General features: G+C 50.2%; 18 protein-coding genes. 3 read left to right on the forward strand and 15 right to left on the reverse strand.

Annotated features, from left to right (window positions below; all coding sequences use genetic code 11):
- The first annotated feature begins 20 nt into the window (after nt 1-20).
- Nucleotides 21-1,043: an acyltransferase gene (locus AC6R10_RS14415; RefSeq protein ID WP_500672661.1), complete on the forward strand. Its 1,023-nt coding sequence runs from the start codon at nt 21-23 to the stop codon at nt 1,041-1,043.
- 36 nt (nt 1,044-1,079) lie between these two features.
- On the opposite strand, the gene AC6R10_RS14420 is transcribed toward AC6R10_RS14415, so the two are convergent.
- The 10 genes from AC6R10_RS14420 to kduD form a co-directional block, all read right to left on the reverse strand.
- Entirely contained in the window at nt 1,080-1,469 is a 390-nt protein-coding gene (locus tag AC6R10_RS14420; RefSeq protein WP_487902496.1) for an MAPEG family protein, read from the reverse strand.
- Between the two features lie 144 nt (nt 1,470-1,613).
- Nucleotides 1,614-3,608 (reverse strand): heparinase II/III domain-containing protein, encoded by a 1,995-nt coding sequence (locus AC6R10_RS14425; RefSeq protein ID WP_500672662.1) that lies wholly within the window; start codon nt 3,606-3,608, stop codon nt 1,614-1,616.
- Entirely contained in the window at nt 3,605-5,038 is a 1,434-nt protein-coding gene (uxaC, locus tag AC6R10_RS14430) for a glucuronate isomerase (protein ID WP_500672663.1), read from the reverse strand. The genes AC6R10_RS14425 and uxaC overlap by 4 nt, the downstream gene beginning before the upstream one ends.
- Nucleotides 5,039-5,158: 120 nt before the next feature.
- Nucleotides 5,159-6,325: an oligogalacturonate lyase family protein gene (locus tag AC6R10_RS14435; protein WP_334553086.1), complete on the reverse strand. Its 1,167-nt coding sequence runs from the start codon at nt 6,323-6,325 to the stop codon at nt 5,159-5,161.
- A gap of 71 nt (nt 6,326-6,396) precedes the next feature.
- Nucleotides 6,397-8,163, reverse strand: coding sequence for a sodium:solute symporter family transporter (locus AC6R10_RS14440; protein WP_500672664.1), 1,767 nt, complete (start codon nt 8,161-8,163; stop codon nt 6,397-6,399).
- Nucleotides 8,164-8,407: 244 nt separating this feature from the next.
- Nucleotides 8,408-10,636: a right-handed parallel beta-helix repeat-containing protein gene (locus tag AC6R10_RS14445; RefSeq protein ID WP_500672665.1), complete on the reverse strand. Its 2,229-nt coding sequence runs from the start codon at nt 10,634-10,636 to the stop codon at nt 8,408-8,410.
- 253 nt (nt 10,637-10,889) lie between these two features.
- Nucleotides 10,890-11,525, reverse strand: coding sequence for an RpiB/LacA/LacB family sugar-phosphate isomerase (locus AC6R10_RS14450; protein WP_334553081.1), 636 nt, complete (start codon nt 11,523-11,525; stop codon nt 10,890-10,892).
- Between the two features lie 40 nt (nt 11,526-11,565).
- A complete protein-coding gene (locus tag AC6R10_RS14455) occupies nt 11,566-11,886 on the reverse strand; it encodes a cupin domain-containing protein (RefSeq protein ID WP_487902490.1) in 321 nt (106 codons plus the stop codon).
- Nucleotides 11,856-12,416, reverse strand: a complete 561-nt coding sequence (locus AC6R10_RS14460) for a YgjV family protein (protein ID WP_487902489.1) — start codon at nt 12,414-12,416, stop codon at nt 11,856-11,858. The genes AC6R10_RS14455 and AC6R10_RS14460 overlap by 31 nt, the downstream gene beginning before the upstream one ends.
- Before the next feature lie 52 nt (nt 12,417-12,468).
- Nucleotides 12,469-13,230 carry a 2-dehydro-3-deoxy-D-gluconate 5-dehydrogenase KduD gene (gene kduD, locus AC6R10_RS14465; RefSeq protein ID WP_334553078.1) on the reverse strand — a complete coding sequence of 254 codons (762 nt, stop codon included), beginning with the start codon at nt 13,228-13,230 and terminating at the stop codon, nt 12,469-12,471.
- Between the two features lie 255 nt (nt 13,231-13,485).
- Between kduD and kdgR the strand changes: the two genes are divergently transcribed.
- The gene (gene kdgR, locus AC6R10_RS14470) at nt 13,486-14,271 is read left to right on the forward strand and encodes a DNA-binding transcriptional regulator KdgR (RefSeq protein ID WP_500627912.1); all 786 of its coding nucleotides are present in this window, start codon (nt 13,486-13,488) and stop codon (nt 14,269-14,271) included.
- 35 nt (nt 14,272-14,306) lie between these two features.
- Here the strand turns inward: kdgR and AC6R10_RS14475 are convergent, their stop codons facing one another.
- Together AC6R10_RS14475 and AC6R10_RS14480 are read right to left on the reverse strand one after the other, a co-directional pair.
- Nucleotides 14,307-14,624: an ArsR/SmtB family transcription factor gene (locus AC6R10_RS14475; protein WP_500627315.1), complete on the reverse strand. Its 318-nt coding sequence runs from the start codon at nt 14,622-14,624 to the stop codon at nt 14,307-14,309.
- Between the two features lie 105 nt (nt 14,625-14,729).
- Nucleotides 14,730-15,719, reverse strand: a complete 990-nt coding sequence (locus tag AC6R10_RS14480; protein WP_500672666.1) for an arginine deiminase-related protein — start codon at nt 15,717-15,719, stop codon at nt 14,730-14,732.
- 278 nt (nt 15,720-15,997) lie between these two features.
- Between AC6R10_RS14480 and AC6R10_RS14485 the strand changes: the two genes are divergently transcribed.
- The gene (locus AC6R10_RS14485; RefSeq protein WP_500672667.1) at nt 15,998-17,869 is read left to right on the forward strand and encodes an ABC transporter ATP-binding protein; all 1,872 of its coding nucleotides are present in this window, start codon (nt 15,998-16,000) and stop codon (nt 17,867-17,869) included.
- Nucleotides 17,870-17,921: 52 nt separating this feature from the next.
- On the opposite strand, the gene AC6R10_RS14490 is transcribed toward AC6R10_RS14485, so the two are convergent.
- The 3 genes from AC6R10_RS14490 to AC6R10_RS14500 form a co-directional block, all read right to left on the reverse strand.
- Nucleotides 17,922-18,884, reverse strand: a complete 963-nt coding sequence (locus AC6R10_RS14490) for a GGDEF domain-containing protein (RefSeq protein ID WP_500672668.1) — start codon at nt 18,882-18,884, stop codon at nt 17,922-17,924.
- 107 nt (nt 18,885-18,991) lie between these two features.
- On the reverse strand, nt 18,992-19,834 hold the full coding sequence (locus AC6R10_RS14495) for a phosphatase PAP2 family protein (RefSeq protein WP_500672669.1): 843 nt from the start codon (nt 19,832-19,834) through the stop codon (nt 18,992-18,994).
- A gap of 140 nt (nt 19,835-19,974) precedes the next feature.
- Nucleotides 19,975-21,981, reverse strand: a complete 2,007-nt coding sequence (locus AC6R10_RS14500; protein WP_500627320.1) for a putative bifunctional diguanylate cyclase/phosphodiesterase — start codon at nt 21,979-21,981, stop codon at nt 19,975-19,977.
- Between the last annotated feature and the right edge of the window lie 91 nt (nt 21,982-22,072).

Consider the following 22,072-nt stretch of genomic DNA (forward strand, 5'->3'; position numbering starts at 1 on the left):
TGTTAACAATGATAATTATTATGCAGAAAGAAAAAATCCAGAGCATCGAACTTGGCCGTGTGGTGGCGATCATCGCGATTGTTGCTATGCATGGGCAGCCATTTCTCTCCTACTGGCTATCGGATGGCACCCCTTGGTTTGGGTACATTTTCAATCAGGCGACACGCTTTGCTGTGCCGCTGTTCTTTTTGATTTCGGGGTATTTGATAGCCCCTAAACTGGACGCCAACCCCATCGCAACGCTCAAAGCCTACAGCGCGCCACTACTGCGCATTTTTGTTGTGTGGAGTGTGATTTGTCTTGTGATGCCGTTTAACCTCAATGTGGTGATGGAACAAGGGTACTTGGCCGATCGCATGGGCTACTGGCAGTTTTTACTCTCTACACCGCTTAATACCTTGCTTGAAGGCGGACTGGTGCACTTGTGGTTTATCCCGGCGTTGGTGTTAGCGGCGGCGATTGCGGCAGGGTTGGCGCACCTTTCCCAATCCCAGTGGTTGATTCCGTTAGCGTTGCTACTGTATGTCTACGGCGTTTTGGCAGGCAGCTATCAAGGGGTAACGGATCTGTGGTCGCCGTTTATCACCCGAAACGGGCCGTTTTTCTCAACGCTCCTGTTCGCATTGGGCATCGTGATTCGCCGTCAACAATGGCACGTGAGCAGTGCACAGGCACTGACGATGGCGGCACTGGGGATGTTGATTCATTTCGCTGAAGCGTACGGATTGTCGTTTTATGACCAGCCTTTCAACACCAATGATTTTCTGTTTGGGACGGCGCTTTGGGGAACGGGCTGTTTTCTCTGGTTATTGACCAAGCCTTCGCTCGGCCAAGGTCATTGGCTGACGGGGCTCGCCCGCTACGTGTTGCCGGTTTACGTCGCGCATTTACCGATGATGATAGTGATGTTCAACATCGCCGGGGCGTTGGAATTAGAGGGGTTGATGCGAGATGCCAGTATCTTTGTGGGTACACTCACTTTGACGTGTCTACTGGTGAAAGCCGTGGACGGCACCAAACTCAATACTTGGTTGTTCCGTTGATACTCAAGCGCCGCTGATACGCGGCGCTCTTGTTATCTATCCAAGCAGTTTCGAGTACGGCAGCGCGATGAGGTTTAATACCATCAGCGCGGCCATGACGAAGAAGGTCAGTTTCATTCCAGTGATACGGTGCTTTAGCGTATCGGATAGAATCGCTTTCGCGTGCAGCACTCGCCCAATCACAAACGCGATCCCCGCCACATGAATAAAGCCGACATGCACACCGTTGTATTCTGCCAAGGCCATTAAAATCAGAGTGATAGGAATATAGTCGACCGCATTGCCGTGTGCGCTGCGAGCTAAGACCAGCGCTTCGACTCCGCCGTCAGCGTATTTAATGAGCTCTGCACGTCGTTGTTTGATCACTTGCCAAGCAAGCGAAATCAATAATCCGGCCAATATCACCGCATAAAGCGCTGTTACCATAGTGTGTCTCCTTGATTGATGTCATCTCTAACATAATGGGGAACGATGGATTATGCCAGCCGAAACAAAAGGCAGCGCCCAATGAACGCTGCCTTTTTCACATCACCGACCCAGGGTGGCTGTCACATGACTATGACAAGCTTGTTATACCACCTCACACTGATTCCAGTCATAACACAGCTCATGCCACTGCCCATCGCGTTGGTAACGCACGACCACGTGATCCGCTTGCCACTCAACATTAAGCCCTTGGTAGCGCCCGTCTAAAGACAAATCGTGCAGTACCGCAACCTGACACAATGCCGCTTGGCTTCTGAGCAGACTGTACGCCAAATCACTGGTGGCTGGGTTGTCTGGGGCGTAGCCCGTGAGCAAGCCTAGCGGCGTGTCGCTGGCGATGAATTGAGTGAATGTCGGCTGACTTTCAATCTCATAACGTAGCGTTAAGCCGCTTTGTTCTGCCAGCCACTGGGTGTCTGTCATGCGGGCTAATGGGCCTTCAAGTGGATTGTCGATGACCTCACCACGTTGCGCCAACTCGTGCTGACCGCGCACGTGATAGGTCAAGTCTAGCTGCTGTTGGTGCGGGTTATCGATGCGGTTAAGCTCGATCGCTGCATCGCCTAGCCAGAGTAAGGTACGACGAAAACGCACATCTTGGTACGCTTTGCTGTCCCAATGCTCCAGCGTGTGGCTATCGACTTGCGCTGGCGGCTCAGACCAATCCACTTGCGTATCAATCACCGTCAGCGCATCGCTCTGCTGATAGGCCAGCAAGGTCGGATTGATCGGAGACTGGTTTTTCTGGTTCACGACTAGGGTGTTGTGCGTCGCGCTGTTTTTGTAGTAGCCGTAGTGCAGCTCAGCGCCGTAACCTGTGGTGCCAAGATCTGGCAGAATCTCTTTGCCTGCGCGGGTTAAAATCATGCCAAGGCGGTCATAGTGATCGTGCTCACCACCATAGGGCGCGTGTTTAAGTAGCAAGGCGTTGTCTTGTTTGTCATCGTACACCAAGCTGATCCCAGCCTCTTTGGCGTGTACCGTGTGGCAGGCAAGCGGCGTCGCCTCCGGTAAGGTGTCTACGCCATAAAGCAGCGCATCAATGTTATCGCGCTCAATGTTTTGGTAGATGCTGCTGAGCATGCGTGCAAACGGCTCGCATGGGGTTTGTCGGTAAGCAAACTCAAAAATGTGCGCATGGGTGAGCTGCTCTTGCCCTGCGATACAGTCATTGAGACGCGGAAACGCGCCGGTGTTCATCACCAAACTGAGCGGGAAAGTGAGCAACTTGAGGTAGTTCGGGTTTGAGGCAACCGAATATGGCGTGTTGCACGCGATCTTCTCAAAATTCATTAACGCTTGCAGCGCGTAGTAGTGGTAGTGAATCGAGCCTTCGAACCACATCCCCTCACCCAAGCAGCCATGATCGAGCTGATAGTGCAGGCCATAATCAGTATTGAGCGCGAAATCGAGGTAACGCGGATCATCGAGAATCAGACCAATCACACCCACGGTGGCGTTGATTTTCATCTCATGGTTGTGCAGCTGCGGGGTACGGTATTCCATCAGGAACTCGGCACCTTCACGCAACAGGCGCGTCTCAATCACCGCTTGTTGCTCTGCGCTGAGCGCTTCGCGGATGAAGTCATAACCTCGTGCCATATCAATATGGCAGTTGGCCTCACACAGGGTTTGCGCGTTGGCTTTGCCTGGGCCGTTGTACGGAATGCCGCCGTGAATTTCGTAATCTGGGTAATACTTAGCGTATTCAAGCAAAATCGCCGTGACTTTCTCAAGGTAGAGCGGCTCTTTGGTGATCTGCCACAGTAAGCCAAGGTCGTAACACGCTTTGGCGTTCAGGCCATTCATCCAGCGCCACCATGCGCCATCGTATGGTTCGCCGGTAAACTCTTTGCCGTCCACTGGGCAGCAGTGTGAGAGCGGCTTGTCGCGATCCCACGTCAAACGCACACCGTGCTCTGGGCAGTAGTAGTAGAGGTTCCACGTTGCGCGGCCATCGCACGGCACGAGGATATCGTTCTCGAGCACAATCTGATTATTGGATTTGAGCGCGTCAATCACCTTAGGAGTAGCGCGCTCGCGGATGAGGTCCATGTCAGTGTGAGAAAATTGAATCATGAAGACGTCTCCATCTGAGTCGTTGAGAAGCTGAAATAGCGCTTGGCGTTGTAATAGCAAATGTTTTCAATCGTAGTTTTGAGCAGTGACTCATCGCAAGGAAGCTCACCCTCGCTGACCCACTTCGCCAACAGATCGCACAATACGCGGCGGAAATATTCGTGGCGGCTGAAAGAGAGCACATTGCGTGAGTCGGTCAACATGCCGACAAATCGCCCTAATGCGCCGAGGTTTTTCAGCGTCGTCAGCTGAGCCACCATGCCATCTTTGTGATCGTTGAACCACCACGCCGCACCGAACTGGATTTTACCTGCGGCGCGATCGCTGTCTTGGAAAGCGCCAGCCATGCAGCTCAGCACCGCGTTGTGGTTAGGGTTGAGATTGTAGAGCACGGTATTGGGCAGCTCGGCACTTTCATCCAGCGCACTGAGCAACTGCGCCAGTGGCTGAGCAATCGACAGATCGTTGATGATGCTAAACCCGGTGCCGCCACCCAGCGCCTGTTTGCGCCTTTGGTTGACGTTGACCAACACGCCGATGTGCAGTTGCATGCTCCAGCCATAGTGGTGATAACGTCGGCCAAGCTCAATAAACAGACGAGTGCGCAGCGCCACTTGCTCAGACTCGCTCAGCGCTTGTCCACTGAGCAAGGTCGAGAACGCTGCTTTGGCCTCTTCTGGCGTGCATGGTGTAAACGCCACCTGCGTTAACCCGAGATCAGACAAGCGGCAGCCGAGCGCATGGAAAGTCTCTATGCGCGCGTCTATGGCAGCAAGGTAGTCTTCCCATCGTGCGATTGGATTACCCGTCAGAGCCGCCAATTTACCGGTCACCGTCTGCAGCGCAGCAGGGGTATCGAACGCCAGCAGCTCATCGGCGCGAAACGTCGGCAGCACTTGTACGGAAAAATCAGACTGCTTGAGCGCGGCGTGCGCGCTTAAATCGCTCAGCGGAGAGTCGGTAGTACAGAGCGTTTTAACCTTGAGCGAGGTGAGCACCTCGCGGGTGGTCAACGGCTGAGTCGCCAGTCGCTGTTGGCAATGTTGCCAAATCGCTTGCTCGTTGTCAGGGTTTATCAGCAAATCACACTCAAAAAAGCGCTTTAACTCAAGATGCGACCATTGGTAGAGCGGGTTACCGAGCAAGTACGGCACAGACTCGCACCACTTGGCAAATTTCTCAGCATCACTCGCCGCACCGGTAATGAAGTGCTCATCCACGCCGTTGCTGCGCATCGCACGCCACACATAGTGATCGCTGTGCAGCCAAGCTTCGGCCAAGTTTTGAATGGGGGTGTTGTCTAAGATGTCCTGCGCTTCCAAGTGATTATGATAATCAATAATGGGCATGGGCGCGGCGTAGTTGTGATAGAGGTGCTGAGCGAGTGTCGAGTTGAGGAGAAAATTGTCGTGAATATAGTGATTGTTCATTGAACCAGCCTTAAGTGTTGAGCCTTAAGTTATGGCATCCCCCTTCCGCGTGTGCGAATGGGGTGAAAGCAACGAAAAGGCCAACCGATCGGCGGCTGGCCTTGGATTCGTCAGTCAGAATCAGTTCTTGTACTCTTCTGGTAGGTCTGCGATGTAGATTGCAGGTACACCTTCAAAGTCACTGGTGAACAGCACGCCATCGTCGTTTGGTGTGAACGATGGGTGTGGGTGAGTGATCTGACGGTCACCGTCTAACACGTCCCAAGAGGTACTGTGCTTAGCCAGTTTCGCAAAGCTCTTCTTCTTGGTGTTCATGATGTATAGGAACGGGTCGTTCTCGATGTTGTAGCTTTCTGCGTCTGCCACATCCACCGGCGCATCACAGCCGTCACCCACCATCAAAGAACCGTCGAAGTTACTCATTAGGTGAGAACATGGTGGCATCACCATCACTTCTTCATTCTCAAGCGTTTCTGGGTTCGCTTTGTAGATCACGCGATCCGTTTGACCTTTGAAGTAAGACACGTAAGCCATTGCGCTGCCATCTGGAATCCAGAATTCGTGCGTGCAAGATTCGCCTTCTTCATGCTCTTTGATCTTACGAACGTTTGAGCCATCTTCGTTCACTAGCCACATACGTGCGTCAACTAGATCGTGTGGACCTTCGTGACAGAAGCCAACGGTTGAATCATCAAATGGACGGTAGATTGGGTGGCCTAGCCATGCGTTATCTTGGTGAACCACTTCCAACTCACCCGTTTCGATGTCCACTTTGATTAAGCGACAGGTTGGGTTGGTGTGGTAAAACTCAGCGAATTTTTCCCAAGAAGTCAGTGGTTGCCAATCCGCTTTAAGGATCTCAATGCCCACCAGCTTAGTGCACTCTGAGTTTGCTACCCAAGTGCCGTAGCCTTTCCACTCTTCATCAACGGTGTAAACGACAGTTTCGTTTAGTGTTTCGAGGTCAACCTTCATCAGGTTAAGTTCGTTTTTCACGTAGAAGAAAGAGCGGTCGTCGTCAGAGATGAAACCGCCAAATGTGTTATCGCCCGCACCTTCTGTCAGCTGAGTCGCTTGCTGAGTTTTTAAGTCCAATAGGTAGTAGTTGCGGTTGCCGTCAAAATCGCCAGCAAATAGGAGCTTTGTGCCATCCTTGGTGAAGCATTTCTGGTAGAAGTAGTTACGGTGACAGATCACATCAGTCGGTGTCAGACGCGTTACCTTCACTTGGGTATCGCTATCAACGAAGGTTTCAAAGCCTAGTTGAATCACATTACCTTTGGCCATTTTAAATTCTCCTAAATTCTTAAGTGGTATAGCCACCTCCGAGGAGGTGGCTAATCATGATTTAAACGTGATTAGTTGGTTTGCTCAGTGAGCTTTTTTTCGTCACCGACCTTAGCGCTTTGCTTCAGTGCGTAACCAACAGCAAAGATGGCAGCCGCACAGCAGGCAAACACGAAGCGTCCCCACAGTGGGTTTGGAATCAATACCATCAAGCTTAAGCCACCCGCCATGAACATAACCAATGTACCTAGCTTGTTGCGCTGCATGCGGTCAACAATGTCTTGACCTTCAGACGCGACTACTTCAGTTTCAACGTCGTTGAAGAACTTCTCAGTTTCTGCCAACTGCGTGTCTGTCTCTTCTTTGTAGAACAAGGTGGTTGCCCAGAAGAAGCCCGCGGTTAGGACTAGGTGCGCGGCGATAGTGATCATCGTACGCATTTCAGAGATTTCACGACCTGTTAGATCCGTCATGCCGAACCAGCCGCCAACCACTTGTGGTGTGAACACGTTGATCACAGACCAAGAGACCAAGCCACCGAATACTACGGTTGCCCACGGTGCCCATTTTGGCGTTCTACGGATAATCATACCGAAGAATAGAGGAACAAGAATTGGACCTTGTAGCAAGGTAGACACTTGCATCATTAGGTCAAATAGGCTGAGTTCTTTTAGAGATGTGAAGAACTGCGCCATCATGATAACCATTAGGCCGTTCGCGACACACACTAGCTGACCCGCGCGTAATAGTTCTTTGTCAGACGCTTTACCTTTACGAACGATCGTTGCGTAGAAGCTGCGGACAAAGATACCTGAATTACGGTTTAGAGCTGAGTCCATTGAAGACATGGTCGCAGCAAATAGACCCGCCATCAGTAGGCCAACAGTACCCACAGGCATGATTTCACGAGCAAACACTAGGTATACCGCATCGCTGGCTTTCGCGCCAAGTGCTGGGTATTGAGCCGCTGCATCTGGGAACACAATCGCAGTTACCCAAGGTGGGATGAACCAAATCACCGCACCTGCAAGCATCATTGCGCCTGCCATCAACGCCGCTTTAGTTGCGTTGTTTGAGTCTTTTGCGTTTAGGAAACGGTAAGAGTCTTGCATGTTGTTGATACTTTGTAGCTGTTTCACCACAAAGAACAAGAAGGTACATACCATCAACAGCGGGTAGTTCATGTCAGGACCAATGAAGAAGCCTGATGGGAACTCAGTAATGATCTCACCTGGACCACCGATGTAAACCAGCGCCACGATAGCACACGCAATCGAGATGATCGCGATAACCAAGGTTTGAATGAAGTCTGATGCCACTACGCCCCAAGCACCACTCAATAGAGAGATGATCAGAACCGCAATACCGGTTGCCCAGATAGTGGTGATGATGTCAGCGTCAAATACCGCTGAAGCGAATACGCTCAGACCGTTTAGCCATACACCGCCGTTGATCACACTAAGAGGGATGATAACCCAAGTGAAGAACTGCTCGTTGGTGTTACCAAAGCGACGACGAATACCTTCCGTTGGGGTATCGACGCGCATGTTGCGAAAACGCTTAGCAAAGTAGAGGTAAGCCACGACGTACGCCATGATGTTACCGAAAAATACGCCCAGTACCGCAAAACCATCGTTAAAGGCTTTACCGGCTGCGCCTGTGAACGTCCAAGCAGAGAACTGCGTCATAAACGCGGTTGCACCTACCATCCACCACAACATTTTACCGCCCCCGCGGAAGTAGTCACTGGTGCTGTTGCTCGCCATCTTTTTGAATAGCAAACTGATCGCCACCATTAGGCCGAAATAGCCCACGATGACAAGATAATCAAATTCCATAGTAGAACCTCGAAACACTGTTTTAATTTAAGTGTATTGTAGTTTTGTATTACGTTTAGTTCCGTGACCAAAATCGAAACATCGGTTCATAAACAAAATAATCGCGTCAAACATGATCTAGATCACTAGCTATCCGACGCTAATTAAGTTTTTTATTTATCAATAACGGTTAAAACGTCATCACTTGATGTCAAAGGTAAGACAAAAGGGGCGGCGATACCCCTTATTCAGTCACAAATGTGGCTTATTGCATGAGTTTTTTCAGCTCAAGTGCTTCAGCCATGCCTGGTACCGCTTGCTGAGTATCCACCACGCTTAGGCGACGCATCTCAGCCAGTGTTGCCATATCCACCGCTTCACCCGCTGCGTTTTTCGTTACGCCCTCTTGGATGAACAGGTTGTCAGTAGAGAAGTCACTGTTAACCACATCGTCATAGCGACTTTCAGTTTGGAAACGGTAAGAAACGTTGCCAGTAAACTCGCCTTGCTTGATGCTGTCTGAGTATGGGCTCTTACGGAACAAGTAGTTGAAGCGCTTGTTATCAATCGCTAGGTTGTTGCTCAGCGTGATCGCACCTGGGTTAAAGTTGTCCGTAAAGCCGTCCATGTTGTTGTTGAACGACAAGCTGTTCTTCACGACGTGTGGAACAGGGATACCTTCACCACCCAACTTGAAGCCGTTACCGATGGTGCCGCCTTTGTTTGGCACATCAAGGGTACGACCATTGTTGAACGCGATAGAATCGATAATGGTCACGGCACCATTCGGGCCATCTTCAACCTTGTTGAACAAATCCCAACCGTCATCGATGTTGTGGTGAGAGATACAACGAATGAAGGTGTTGCCATCACCGATACGCATTTTCGCAGCAAAGCCGTCCGCGTTGATTTGTGATGGGTCCATGTTGTTGTAACTTTCACTGTCGATCACTGTGTTGTAGCTCGCCCATAGCGCGCGACCAATGTTCTCTGGTGAGGTGATTTGGAAACCGGTGTCTGGCGCGCTGTGCGTCACGACTTTCTCAAACGTGTTGTGGCTGCCGTGAACAATCAAACGCGCACCCGCCACTTCAATGCCTTCTACGTGCCAGTGGCTCGCGTCATGGTTGAAATCACCCACAAAGCGAACTTTGCCTTCTGGCGCAGTGAGGTACTTCATTTTCTCAGCGGTACCGCTGACCGTGATTGGCAGAGTGATCTCTTGGTAGTCACCCGGTAGCAGCGTAATGGTGCCACCTGCTGGAAGCAGCTCAACTGCGCTCGCCAGATCCAATGGTGACGCTTGAGTGCCCTTGCCGTTCGCTTTGCCATTTGGCGCAACAACAATCTGCTCTGCGTTAGTGAGCGCTTGCTTAGCGACTGTGAAGGTTTCAGTCATTGCTTCTAGCGATGGGCCTTCGATTGGCGTGTACGTCAACGTGAATTCAGTGTTCGCCGCAGCCAGTTTTACCGTGTGGTTGAACAGCTGACCCGCTTCGACTTGCGCAGAGGCAATCACTTTGCCCGCTTGCGCTAGCTCAAATTGGCCAGTGTAGTTCGCACGCGCTTGCACTGGGTAAACGTCGCTGGCTGTACGTGGTGAAGACGCCACTTCTAGGCGCGTTGCCACTTGCTTGGCTTGGTAGGCTGGCGCATCAATGGTTTGCGCAGGAGAAAGTGCGAGCTCAACGTTGCTAACGTGAATCTTCGCATTACGTGAAGCAAAGAAACCGACAAATTGGCTCTCGCCATTTTGCATTTCAACAATGTTCGCATTGGCACCTTTCACGTCATACTCTTCTGAGATATGACCGTTTTGGTAGCCCACTTTGAAGCCTTCGTTGGTACGAGTCAGGCTCATGCGGTACGCATCTTTGCTCACGTAAGGCACGCCTTCCACGTAATCCACGCGGCTCAGGCGGTTACCTGCAGTGCCCCAAGGTTGGTAGACACCTTCACGGAAAGACGCGTTGATGTTGGTCATACCATCGTTGGTGCGCGTGTGTGAGCGCATGAGGTTCATCACCATGTTTGACGCCGAAGGGAACTCTTCGTGGCCCTCTGGTTGTGGCATCAGACGCTCTGCGCCTACGATGTCACGAACCATGATGCCTGCGCCTTCCTGGCGGTTAGGTGTTGCGCCCGTCTCTGGGCCTAATTGTTCAAGTTCGATGTCAGCAGTCAGGGTGAAATTGTAATCGGTTGGAATTTCCGTGTAGTAGAAAGTGATCCCTTCATGCGAGTTCGCCAGTTTGCCGCCACGGCTTTCCACCGTAAATTGGTCAGCGACTGGGCCCGGTTGAACTAACTCGCCGTTAACTGTTACTTGGTTCACGCCGACCTTCTCAGGCAGGATAGTCGAACCAAAGTTCAAGTCTGTCGACTGACCAAAGGTCGCCGCTTTCCAAACCAGTTGGTCAGCAGTCAGTTCACTCGCAATCGCTTGTGGTGCCAACGCCATGGCAACGCACAGGGCAAGAGTCTGTTTTCTCATTTTATTCACCAATATTGAAACATTGTTTTGATTTAGGGTTTCTGGCGCACACTTTACTCGTTCTAGAGAGGGGTGAGAAGCAAAAAACCAATAAAATGTGATATTAGAAACGGCGTTTCATTTTTATATAAACACCACTTATCAGTGGCCAAAAGACATAAAAAAAGCACCCATTCATCTGGGTGCTTATTTAGCTAGATTCGCTGGGAATGGTAGAGCTCAAAGGCTCTCCTCTTCCCTTAGCAATCTGTGATTAGTCGATTAGAGACTTCACGTATTCTGCGATTTCTGGCACTTGGCAGTTAGAGAAGAAACACTCTTGGAACTGCGCGCTGCCCACTGCTTGCTTAACAAGATCTTGGTCAATCGCACGTAGAGACTCAACTACGTCTTTACATACTGCTGCTTTCACGTTGTTTAGGATAGCCGCGTTTGCTTGCTGAGGTGCAGCACGCTCGATTGGGTAACCTTCGCCACGCGCGCCAGTGAACGCTTTTTCGAAGATGTAACGAACGTTCAGTTCACCAGCCCAACCAAAGCCTTTTGCGAACGCTAGAGAAATCGCGTTGCCGTTGTTGATTTGGTTGAATAGGAACGCGTCAGATGGCTCTAGGCAGTAACCACAAACAACACCTGGGTGTAGGTTGCTTGCCATTAGTGCGCCTTGACCTGTACCACAACCCGTTACGATGAAATCCACTGCTTTAGAGTTCAGTAGGATGCTCGCTTGGATACCTAGGTGGATGTACGTTAGGTGATGATCGTTTTCGTCAGTCATACCTACGTTGAATACTTCGTGACCTAGACCACCAGCAACCGTGTTTAGCTCAGCAGCAACCATAGCGTTTTTAGGTGCTTGGCTGTTTTCCATAGTTAGTGCAATTTTCATTGGATTCTCCTGCGGCGAACCGCGTAACTAATTTTAAAACTTATACGAAATCTTTGCGCATTGGCGTGAAGTTATCAATCAACACACCCGCTTCTAGACACACACAACCGTGCTCAATGTTTGGCTCTTTGTACATGGTGTCGCCCGCTTCAACGATTTTCTTCTCATCGCCGATAGTGAATTCGAACTTACCAGACAGTACGTAAGTCAACTGCTCATGTGGGTGGTTGTGCATTGAACCAACAGCACCTTTTTCAAAGTGCACTTCAACGGCCATCATGTTGTCACTGTGCGCAAGCACTTTACGTGAGATACCGTCACCTAGGTCTTCTAGTTGGATGTCTTTGTTGTATACGAACATGGGTCTTCTTTCTCTTCGTTATCGACAAGCTTCACTTTCTTTTGCTCTCTGAGCAATTTTGCTGTGGTCATTAAGTTAACGCTGATCAGCGTCATTTCCAGCAGCGTTCCACCAATCGATCCTATGATGAAATTATTGGTCAGCCAGCATAACGCCCCGACCAAAAAACCGATTCTCATCGCCACGCCCTTGAGGACAAACACCGAGAATGTCCCGATGACAGTGCCCAAAATTGGCCAGACGTCCTGTGGCGACTCCATAATATAGAAACCACTGGCCATACTTATGGCGATGAAGATTGCTGCGACTCTTTTCGATGAAACGTAAATCGCGGTAGCCGTTCGAAGCGCTGAAAGCACTGAACTGACCACCGATACTAAAGAGCCAAGCAAGAAAAAATGCAGTAGATGGTTTAAATGAAAAACCAACATCAAAATCTTCAGCTTCTTATCGTCTTTCTGATAAAAGGTACACACCCCTAAGAAAAAGCTTAAGAATCCAAGAATTTGTGCAATCGTGTTTTGTTCCACGCGATCTACTCATTTTTCAGCGCCTAACCAAGGTTAGGCGCTAGATTGCTAATTAGCGAGCTAACCAACCACCGTCTACAGCAACAGTGTAACCGTTGATGTAAGAAGCAGCGTCAGACGCTAGGAATACACATGGGCCAGCAACGTCTTCTGGTGTGCCCCAACGGTCAGCAGGGATACGCTCTAGGATAGCAGCGTTGCGATCTTCATCCGCGCGTAGTGCTGCAGTGTTGTTTGTCGCCATGTAACCAGGTGCAATTGCGTTCACGTTGATGTTGTGACGAGCCCATTCGTTTGCCATTGCGCGAGTGATACCCATAACCGCACTCTTAGATGCAGTGTAAGAAGGTACACGGATGCCGCCTTGGAAAGAAAGCATAGAAGCAATGTTGATGATCTTACCGCCAGTGCCTTGAGCAATAAACTGACGCGCTACTGCTTGAGACATGAAGTAAACCGTTTTCGAGTTGATGTTCATCACGTCATCCCAGTTTTGCTCTGAGAAGTCGATCGCATCTTCACGACGGATGATACCTGCGTTGTTTACTAGGATATCCACTTTACCGAATTCAGTCACAGTGCTGTCGATGATGCTTGGGATATCGTCTTGTTTTAGTAGGTTAGCGCGAACATCTAGGAACGTGTAACCTGCTGCATTCATTTTTTCGATGGTTTCAGTTGGTTCAACGTAGTTAACACCAACAACTTTACAACCTGCTGCTGCAAGACCTAGTGCCATACCTTGACCAAGGCCAGTGTCACAACCCGTTACGATAGCAACCTTACCTTCTAGGTTAAATGAATTAAGAATCATGTTTATTCCTCAAAAGCTGTCAAATTAACGTTCATTACGATGGCTCGCCATCCTGTGACGTTAATATAGCAATTTTTAAAACTGCATTTCAATTATTTTTAAAACAGACTTTCAAAAAGCATGACCTAGATCGTCTTTTTGTATGACAAATAGCTGCGCGGTTTCAAAATTTTAAAAACGTTTTTTGAAATAATATGGCGACTCATCGTCTCATAGGTATAATCACCCCTAGACAACTATAACTAGGGTAAAGAGATGGAAAAGAACACCCAACCTGAAGCCGTATCCTCGGTTCTCAAGGTATTTAACATTCTTCAAGCATTGGGCGAGCAAAAGGAAATTGGTGTTTCAGAGCTGTCACAGCGTCTGATGATGTCGAAAGCGACAACGTACCGATTCCTGCAAACCATGAAAACGTTAGGCTATGTGGCACAAGAAGGTGAAGCAGATAAATACTCCCTCACCCTGAAGATGTTTGAGCTCGGCGCGAAATCACTCGAATACGTCGATCTGATTGAACTGGCCGATAAAGAGATGAAGTACATCTCGCAGCAAACCAATGAAGCGCTGCACTTAGGCGCTCTTGACGAAGACGGCATCATCTATATTCACAAAATCGACTCCAACTACAACCTACGCATGCAATCACGCGTCGGTCGTCGTAACCCTCTCTACAGTACTGCGATTGGTAAGGTATTGCTGGCGGAGCGTGATGAGAGCTTCGTACGCGATCTTCTGGCGGATGTGGAATTTGTTAAACACACAGAACGCACGCACGAAAACGTTGATCAGCTCTTATCTGAGCTTAAAAAAGTGCGCGAACTGCATTTTGGTCAAGATAACGAAGAGCAAGAGCCAGGTCTGCGCTGTATCGCTGCGCCAATCTACGACCGTTTCGGCACGGTCATCGCTGGCGTTTCGATTTCGTTCCCGACCATTCGTTTTGATGAAAAGCGCATGTCTTACTACATTGAGCTGCTACACAATGCCGGCCGCAATATTTCTGAGAAGTTGGGTTTTAACGGCTACCCTGTGAAATAGTCCCCGCTACAGACAACAAACAGCGCCCACTCGATTTACACATCCTGTGGGCGTTTTTGATCGCAGCGTTCGTCACTGCAACACTCGGCACGCAAAAAGCGGATCACCTGATCCAAACATTCATACTCCGCAACGCAATACAAAGTGCGCCCTTCTCGGCGCTGGCTGAGCAATCCCGCCGATGCCAAACTAGAGATATGATGAGACAAAGTAGAGCCCGGGACAGACAACCGCTCCTGAATCGCGCCCACAGCCACCCCTTGATAACCCGCCTTAACGATGGTTTTGTATATCGCCAATCGAGTCGGATGGCCCAATTCTTTTAGCGCTTTGGCAACCGATTCCAGTTCCATAATTCACTCCACAGAAAAACATTTCCATTATTGTGGAACTATTGCGTATTTGCAATCGCAAAAAAGGCAGCGAACGCTGCCTTATGACTGAAATAGCGACTAGCACTACAGTGCTCGACTGCGGGTCGGTAAGAAGACCTCACCCAGCATGCAGCGTACGCTGCCGCCACCGATGGATTCGATGGTCGAAACATCAAACGCCAGCACCTTACCGTGGCTAGAGAGTTGCGCCAGTTGCGCGGGCTCAAACGCCTGATAGGCCGATTGCGACATGGCGATCACCTTGTCGCCATTGACGGTTTCAAGCTGAAGAAGGTTGCCACAAAACTGGTTCATCTGTTCCAAGCTGATGGAAATCACCTGTTTGTCTTTTGCCAAGGATTTCAAAACAAAACGGCGCTCGAACTCAGGGATCACTTCATCACAGATGACGCAAAAGCCTTCACCAATCGCCATCATCACATTGGTGTGATAGATAGGATTACCTGACGGCAACGCGGTTTGAAATGACACCACTTTGGGGTAACCAATACGCTCCGCGTAATCCTCCAACACTTCACGATCGCAGCGCTGCGACAATGCCGCATAAATGGTGCGATTGATGTGATCCATCACCATGACACCCGTACTTTCAAGGTGCGCGCCATGCTCAAGGTAGCTCACTAAGCTATCTTGTTGAGTCACGCTTCTTCCCGCAGCTTGCAGCGCCTCGACCAGCGCTTTGGGTCTTACTTCCTGTTGGCGATTTTGGCAAGCCATTGGGAACGTATAGAGCGTGCCCTCAGCTGTGGTGCTGAACCAGTTATTGGGAAAGACCGCATCTGGCGTCTCAATCTCCGAGGTGGGGTAGTCAAACTCAATCACCTGAACGCCCGCAGCACGAAGCTTCGCCACCATAGCGTTAAACTCCGCCATCGCCTTGCGGCGAATCGCGCTCGTTTCAGCCTGGATGACATGCTGAAATTCATTGTCTTTGGCGGTTTGCGCGTTAAAAGCAAACTCTTTCGGTGGCACCATCACAACGCAGTTCGCGTTCTGTGCCCGTAACATGTCGTTATTCGCTAAAGAATTCACTACAGATTGCTGTTCCAACATGATGACCAACTCGCATTTTTTCACTTGATGAAGCCAATTGTAGACATAATGTTAAACAAAAAATCACTGAAATCAGGCAGCAAAATGAGTGTAAATCAGTAATATTTGCTGATTATAATTTTCAATGCAGCAAATATTACTGCCACCAGCGCCACTCAGAGTTTCAGCATGAATAATATGCACAAATAAGAATATCGCACTGGTTACATTCTGATTACTAACGCGTTACCATTGCGTATCCTTTCATATTGAGCCATTTTTGCCTTTAGGAAACACGCATGTTTAACAAGTTTGAGCAGTGGACACACCCTTTTCCACGTCAAGAGCCCGACCAGCCGCCAATGGGCATTTGGGCCTTTTGCCGCCACTACACCCGAGGCTTTGAAAAGCCACTGCTGTTCATGTCAATTCTGTCAATGATCGTCGCGGTGGTAGAGGTATCGCTGTTTGGTGCGATGGGCAATCTCGTCGACTGGTTGACACATAGCGACCCTGCGACATTCTGGCAAGAGAACCAAACGCAGTTGCTGTTTTACGCGGCGCTGCTTCTTATCATCATGCCATTGCTGATCTTGGCGCACTCTTTGGTCATCCACCAGTCACTGCTGGGTAACTACCCTATGGCTATCCGCTGGCTAGCTCATCGCTATTTACTCAAACAAAGCCTGACCTTCTATCAAGATGACTTTGCCGGCCGAGTGGCAACCAAAGTCATGCAAACGTCCCTTGCGGTGCGCGAAACCGTGATGAAAACCATGAACGTGTTTGTTTATGTCGCGGTCTATTTTACCTCCATCGTCGTGCTCCTCGCTCAGGCAGACTGGCGCTTAATGATCCCGATGCTGATTTGGTTATGCTGCTACGTGGGGATTCAGCTCTATTTTGTACCAAAGCTGAAAGACATCGCGTCACACCAAGCCGATGCGCGTTCCACCATGACAGGACGCATCGTCGACAGTTACACCAATATCGCCACCGTCAAGTTGTTCTCCCACAGTCAGCGGGAAACCGACTACGCCGAAACCGGGATGCGCGGCTTTTTGGATACCGTCTATCACCAGATGCGTTTGGTCACAGGGTTCAATGTTGCGGTGGAAATCACCAACTATGTGTTGGTCTTTACTATCAGTGCGCTCTCAATCGTACTGTGGATGAACGATGCCGTCAGTGTCGGGGCGATCGCCATCGCCATTGCCCTCGCGCTGCGCATTAACGGTATGTCGATGTGGATCATGTGGGAAGTGGGCGCGCTGTTTGAAAACATGGGCACCGTGGTGGATGGGATGAAAACCCTCTCAAAACCGGTGGATATCCAAGATGCGCCTGACGCCAAAGCGCTCACTGTCACTGACGGTGAAATCAAGTTTGATAACGTGAGCTTTCATTATGGTGATAAAACTAAAGGGGTGATCTCTCACCTTAATCTGACCATCAAACCGGGTGAAAAAGTGGGTCTGGTGGGCCGCTCTGGCGCAGGAAAATCCACCCTAGTGAACCTTCTGCTGCGTTTTCATGATGTCGAAAGCGGGCAAATCACCATTGATGGCCAAGCGATCAATGCGGTAACCCAAGACTCGCTGCGCAGTAACATCGGTATGGTGACGCAAGACACCTCCCTGCTGCATCGCTCTATTCGTGACAACATCGTTTACGGCAACCCTGAGGCCAGCGAGGAAGCGCTGTTACGTGCCACTCAACAGGCGCACGCGCATGAGTTTATTGAAACCCTGAGTGACCCTTTTGGCAATACGGGTTACGACGCGCAAGTCGGTGAGCGAGGGGTGAAACTGTCTGGCGGGCAACGTCAGCGTATCGCTATTTCTCGTGTACTGTTAAAAGACGCGCCATTACTGATTTTAGATGAAGCCACCTCGGCGCTTGATTCGGAAGTCGAAGCGGCGATTCAAGAGAGCTTGAATGAGTTGATGGAAGGAAAAACCGTCATCGCTATTGCGCACCGACTCTCAACCATCGCTGCGATGGATCGCCTTATCGTCCTCGACCAAGGTCAAGTCGTCGAGCAAGGCACCCACCAAGAGTTGATCAGTGCCGGAGGGATATACTCGCAGCTGTGGGCACATCAAACCGGCGGATTTATTGGCGATAATGACACGCTTGATGCGGCCTCATCACAATCACTCGCTCATTGATTCTCTTTGCGACTTATTCCCTAGCGGACCTTATCTTTTACGGGATGTGTCTTTAACGGGATTTCGATTGCTTATCTTGATACATGCGCTTGTCGGCCAGTTCGACAAGCTCTTGTATCGACAGTTTAGCGTTAGAACTGGCAGAGGTAATGCCCACGCTAAACTCTATCGCATAGGCATGACCGCTGCGTTGATTGTGCGCCTCTATCGCCTGCTTAAACCGCTCTATCACCACACCCGCAACCGGCTCTGACGCGCCAGACATCAACACAACAAACTCATCACCGCCAATACGAGCAAACACATCGGACTCACGAAAAGAGTCTCGCATTGTCGCAGCAAACGCTTTGAGTAGCGCATCCCCGGCACTGTGACCGTGGGTATCGTTGATGTGCTTGAAGTTATCGAGATCAAAATAGGCCAGGGAGAGGGGTAACTGCGCCGCGCGGCAGTAATCGACCGACTTTGCGCCCAAGGCAAAGAATCCGCGCCGATTTGAGATCAGCGTTAAAGGGTCTAGGGTCGCGGTTAAACTGTTCGACAGCTCCTGCTCGGCAATTTTGGCCAAATCCAGCAAGTCGTTGATCTCATCCGGTAAGAAGTGTCGCGGTTTGGTGTCGATAATGCACAGAGTACCGAGCTTGGTGCCATCGTGATACACCAAGGGCACGCCAGCATAAAAGCGAATATGGGGCGCATCGGAGACCAAAGGGTTATCAGCGAATCGCTCATCTTGCGTGGCATCTTCAATCACGAACGGCGCATCGCCCAAAATCGCATGACCACAAAAAGAGACATCACGCCCGGTTTCTTTCGCCTCCAAACCAAAACAAGATTTGAACCATTGACGGTTCACATCCACCAAGCTGACCAAGGCCATCGGCACGTCAAACAGTCTTCGAGCTAGGCGCGTCACGCGGTCAAAACGCTCCTCCGGTTCCGTGTCGAGAATCTGAAGCTGGTGAAGGCTTTGGATGCGTTGCTGCTCATCGGGTGGTAAATCAGGCGCTTTCATCTCTGGCTCGTGTCTTATTGATAAATGAGTAAGGTACCTTAAAGAATAGCACCGAAAGTTCGCCTTGCTTGCTCCGCGACAAACCCGTGGTTCCCCCAAGCGAAATACTAGCGCTTGACATGGCCCAAGGTGAGCTTCTCTTGCCATCTAAATGGCACAGTTAACCGCGGCACCAACATGTAAATCAACGCGGCCACCGCCACAGATCCAACAAGGTCAATGGGTCGATGCATACCAAGCCACAGACGGCTGTAAGCGACCGCTAGCGCCCAAATCAACACACCCGCAGCCAGAGCATAGTGCTTACGCTCAGCAAACAGGCCGCCAAAAAAGGCCACGCACACCGCGACAAACAGCGTATGGCCGGAAGGAAAAGAGTAATCTTTCTCGCCATGCCAATGGCGCGTACGCCAATCACTCACCCGAGTATCCAGGGCATCAATCACCTGATCTTTTTGCTCGGCATCGAGCTTATAAAAGTGCGCGGGCTGGGGAATCAACAGCTGATGACTTAACAGTTCCGTGTAAGGACGCGGGCTTTCTGTCGCGAGCTTCAAGCCACTTTTGGCAACAAAGGCAAACACCAGCAGCAGCGCCAGTTGCGCCGCTTTTCCTATCAGCGACACACCAAGCTGACGACGAGGTGAAACGCTTGGACGAGGTGGAACGCTTGAGTAATCCGTGGTCAAAAGAGAACGATGAGAAAAAGAATACCGAGAAGAAGCCGTACGAATGACCCAAAGAGCCAAACCCACTAGCAAAGCGAGAGTAACGAGAAAGCCTTGCGATCCCGCGGAGTAAGTCAGCCATGTCATCCCTTGCCCGATGGGATCTGAGACGTCACTCAGCAAATCCACTGAGCTAAACATCAGGCTCATCAGCGCAATGGCACCCGACAGCACCATCAACAGCCCTAACCCTTTTTGCTTCTCACTAACTCTATGTTTCACACTCGCCTCTCACCTCGACTCTCGAGAGATGATCTTAGGCGTGTGGCGTTAATGATTTTATCAACCGCGTGTCAATTCGCTGCAAGTTCGCATCATGCCAAATTATCGGTGTGCAACAGTTGATAAGGGCAAGCGCATAACTAAGACCATCGGGTCATAGGCACCACGTTTCCACGCTCTCTGAGGTACGCTTCTGGAGCAAGCAATTTGGCTAGCGCCTCTGCATTTACCGGTTTAGTGAGATAGAAACCTTGGCCAATCGCGCAACCCATTTTGAGTAGATCCCGCTGATGGGCAGCGGTTTCAACGCCCTCAGCAACCACAGAAACACCAAGCTCGTTGCCAAGCGAGATAATGTTTTTCAGCAATACCGACGAGGTGGCATTATTGGCATAATCGATAACAAAACTGCGATCGATTTTGAGCGTTTGAAACTCGAAATCTTTCAAGTAAGAGAGTGATGAAAAGCCGGTACCGAAATCGTCCAATGCCACGCGCACACCCAGTTGCTGTAACTCTTTGAAAATCACCTGCGCGAGTTCGGTATTCTCAATCATCACGGTCTCGGTGATTTCCACCTCTAAGTAGCGTGTCGGAACGCCGGACTGAACAATGACCTTTTTCAAACTGTCAAAAAAGCCCGGATGCTTTAAGCTCTTCGCGGAAATATTCACCCCCACCACCCCAGTTTCGACGCCGTCATCTAACCACTTTCTCTTGGCTTGCAGCGCTTTGCGCATCACCAACAAATCAAGCAAGCGAATCAAACCGGTGGATTCGGCCACGGGAATAAAATCATTGGGGTACAACCGCCCTTTGGTGGGATGGTTCCAACGCACTAAGGCTTCAACGCCGACCACTTTCTCATCGTTCAACTGCCATTTGGGCAGAAAGTGCAGCTCGAATTCATCACGCTCAATCGCTTTATTGAGATCGCTCTCGGTCTCTTTTTGCGACATCGCAATGCGGTTGAGCTCTTTGGAGTAAAACTGAAAATTGTTTTTGCCCATCGCTTTGGCGTGATACATGGCGTTGTCCGCGTAGCGTAGCAAGCTGTCTTGCGTCGCACTGTCTTCGGGATAGAGCGAAATGCCAATACTGGCGGACACATTCACCGCCACACCCTCTATATGAAACGGCTGCTGCAAGGTATCTATCAACTTGGAGGCGATACGGTTGGCGACACTGATTGCGCTATTGACGCTGTTTAAGTGACTCAGTACCACCACAAACTCATCGCCACTGAAGCGCGCCGACAAGTCGGTGATGCGAATGCTACTCTCAATCCGCTTTGCGACTTGCTCAAGCAAGCGGTCGCCCATCTCATGCCCATAAAGATCGTTGACGTCTTTAAAATGATCTAAATCGATGAACAGTAAAGCAAACGGCTTTTTCGAGCGGTCCGCGTTGAGGATAGATTGGCCTAGTCGGTCTAAAAACAGCGCTCGGTTTGGCAACCCAGTTAAAGGGTCGAAGTAAGCTCGGTTGTGCAGTTGCTCATTTTTCTCCTCTATTGCGGCTTTGGCTTGCGTGAGAGAGTGGAGCAATTGATCGCGGTTTTTCTCATAGCGGTGCTGCAATCGTATCGAGTAGGCAGCAATCACAATCACCGCAATAATCAGGGTGATGCTGGTTTGCGTGTAATTGGAAATCCCAGATTCATAACTGGCTTTGATCACGCGCTGGATCTCATCCGCTTGGCTGGCAAACTCCAAAAATTGCTCGTCGCGTCCGGCGCTTAAAAACGCATCCGCTCGCTGCGCCTGAATTTTTTGGTAGGTGGATTCCACATGAAGGCGAAATTGCGCCAGCGTTTTGCGAAGCTCAACCAGACGCTCACGTAATTCGTTGTCCGTGACTGGCTCATAATTGCCCATGATGCTCTCGCCGCCTTCAAGCAGCGCGACCACATGCCAATCGGCGATTTCTAAATAGTACCACACTTCCTGAATCGACTGAGCGGTATCGCCCGACATGATCTCATCAAACCAAAGGTAGGCCAGCGTACCGTTGACTTTAATTTCAGCGGCCGCTTCCGCAAGCGGGGACTTTTTCACTAAAAGATGGGTCGCTTGGGTCACTAGCGCCGACGTAAACGTGATCACCAACAAGGCGAGAATGGAAGTAAAAATGAATTTGCGCTTCATAGCATCACACGAACGTTTACCCACGTATTTTGCGGGCAGGAATAAAAACATAGGCGAGTCAGCCTAGTGAAGAAATGTTACAACCCCATGA

It is taken from the genome of Vibrio sp. R12-SG2-ISO1 (assembly GCF_059834045.1).

Bases quoted from the DNA above. Each gene is read 5' to 3' on its own strand.
- AC6R10_RS14480 (WP_500672666.1), bottom strand. From the start codon at position 15,719: ATGTTGGAACAGCAATCTGTAGTGAATTCTTTAGCGAATAACGACATG.
- AC6R10_RS14435 (WP_334553086.1), bottom strand. From the start codon at position 6,325: ATGGCCAAAGGTAATGTGATTCAACTAGGCTTTGAAACCTTCGTTGAT.
- AC6R10_RS14475 (WP_500627315.1), bottom strand. From the start codon at position 14,624: ATGGAACTGGAATCGGTTGCCAAAGCGCTAAAAGAATTGGGCCATCCG.
- AC6R10_RS14485 (WP_500672667.1), top strand. From the start codon at position 15,998: ATGTTTAACAAGTTTGAGCAGTGGACACACCCTTTTCCACGTCAAGAG.
- AC6R10_RS14415 (WP_500672661.1), top strand. From the start codon at position 21: ATGCAGAAAGAAAAAATCCAGAGCATCGAACTTGGCCGTGTGGTGGCG.
- AC6R10_RS14445 (WP_500672665.1), bottom strand. From the start codon at position 10,636: ATGAGAAAACAGACTCTTGCCCTGTGCGTTGCCATGGCGTTGGCACCA.
- AC6R10_RS14420 (WP_487902496.1), bottom strand. From the start codon at position 1,469: ATGGTAACAGCGCTTTATGCGGTGATATTGGCCGGATTATTGATTTCG.
- AC6R10_RS14455 (WP_487902490.1), bottom strand. From the start codon at position 11,886: ATGTTCGTATACAACAAAGACATCCAACTAGAAGACCTAGGTGACGGT.
- AC6R10_RS14425 (WP_500672662.1), bottom strand. From the start codon at position 3,608: ATGATTCAATTTTCTCACACTGACATGGACCTCATCCGCGAGCGCGCT.
- kdgR (WP_500627912.1), top strand. From the start codon at position 13,486: ATGGAAAAGAACACCCAACCTGAAGCCGTATCCTCGGTTCTCAAGGTA.
- AC6R10_RS14440 (WP_500672664.1), bottom strand. From the start codon at position 8,163: ATGGAATTTGATTATCTTGTCATCGTGGGCTATTTCGGCCTAATGGTG.
- uxaC (WP_500672663.1), bottom strand. From the start codon at position 5,038: ATGAACAATCACTATATTCACGACAATTTTCTCCTCAACTCGACACTC.
- AC6R10_RS14500 (WP_500627320.1), bottom strand. From the start codon at position 21,981: ATGAAGCGCAAATTCATTTTTACTTCCATTCTCGCCTTGTTGGTGATC.
- AC6R10_RS14490 (WP_500672668.1), bottom strand. From the start codon at position 18,884: ATGAAAGCGCCTGATTTACCACCCGATGAGCAGCAACGCATCCAAAGC.
- AC6R10_RS14450 (WP_334553081.1), bottom strand. From the start codon at position 11,525: ATGAAAATTGCACTAACTATGGAAAACAGCCAAGCACCTAAAAACGCT.
- kduD (WP_334553078.1), bottom strand. From the start codon at position 13,230: ATGATTCTTAATTCATTTAACCTAGAAGGTAAGGTTGCTATCGTAACG.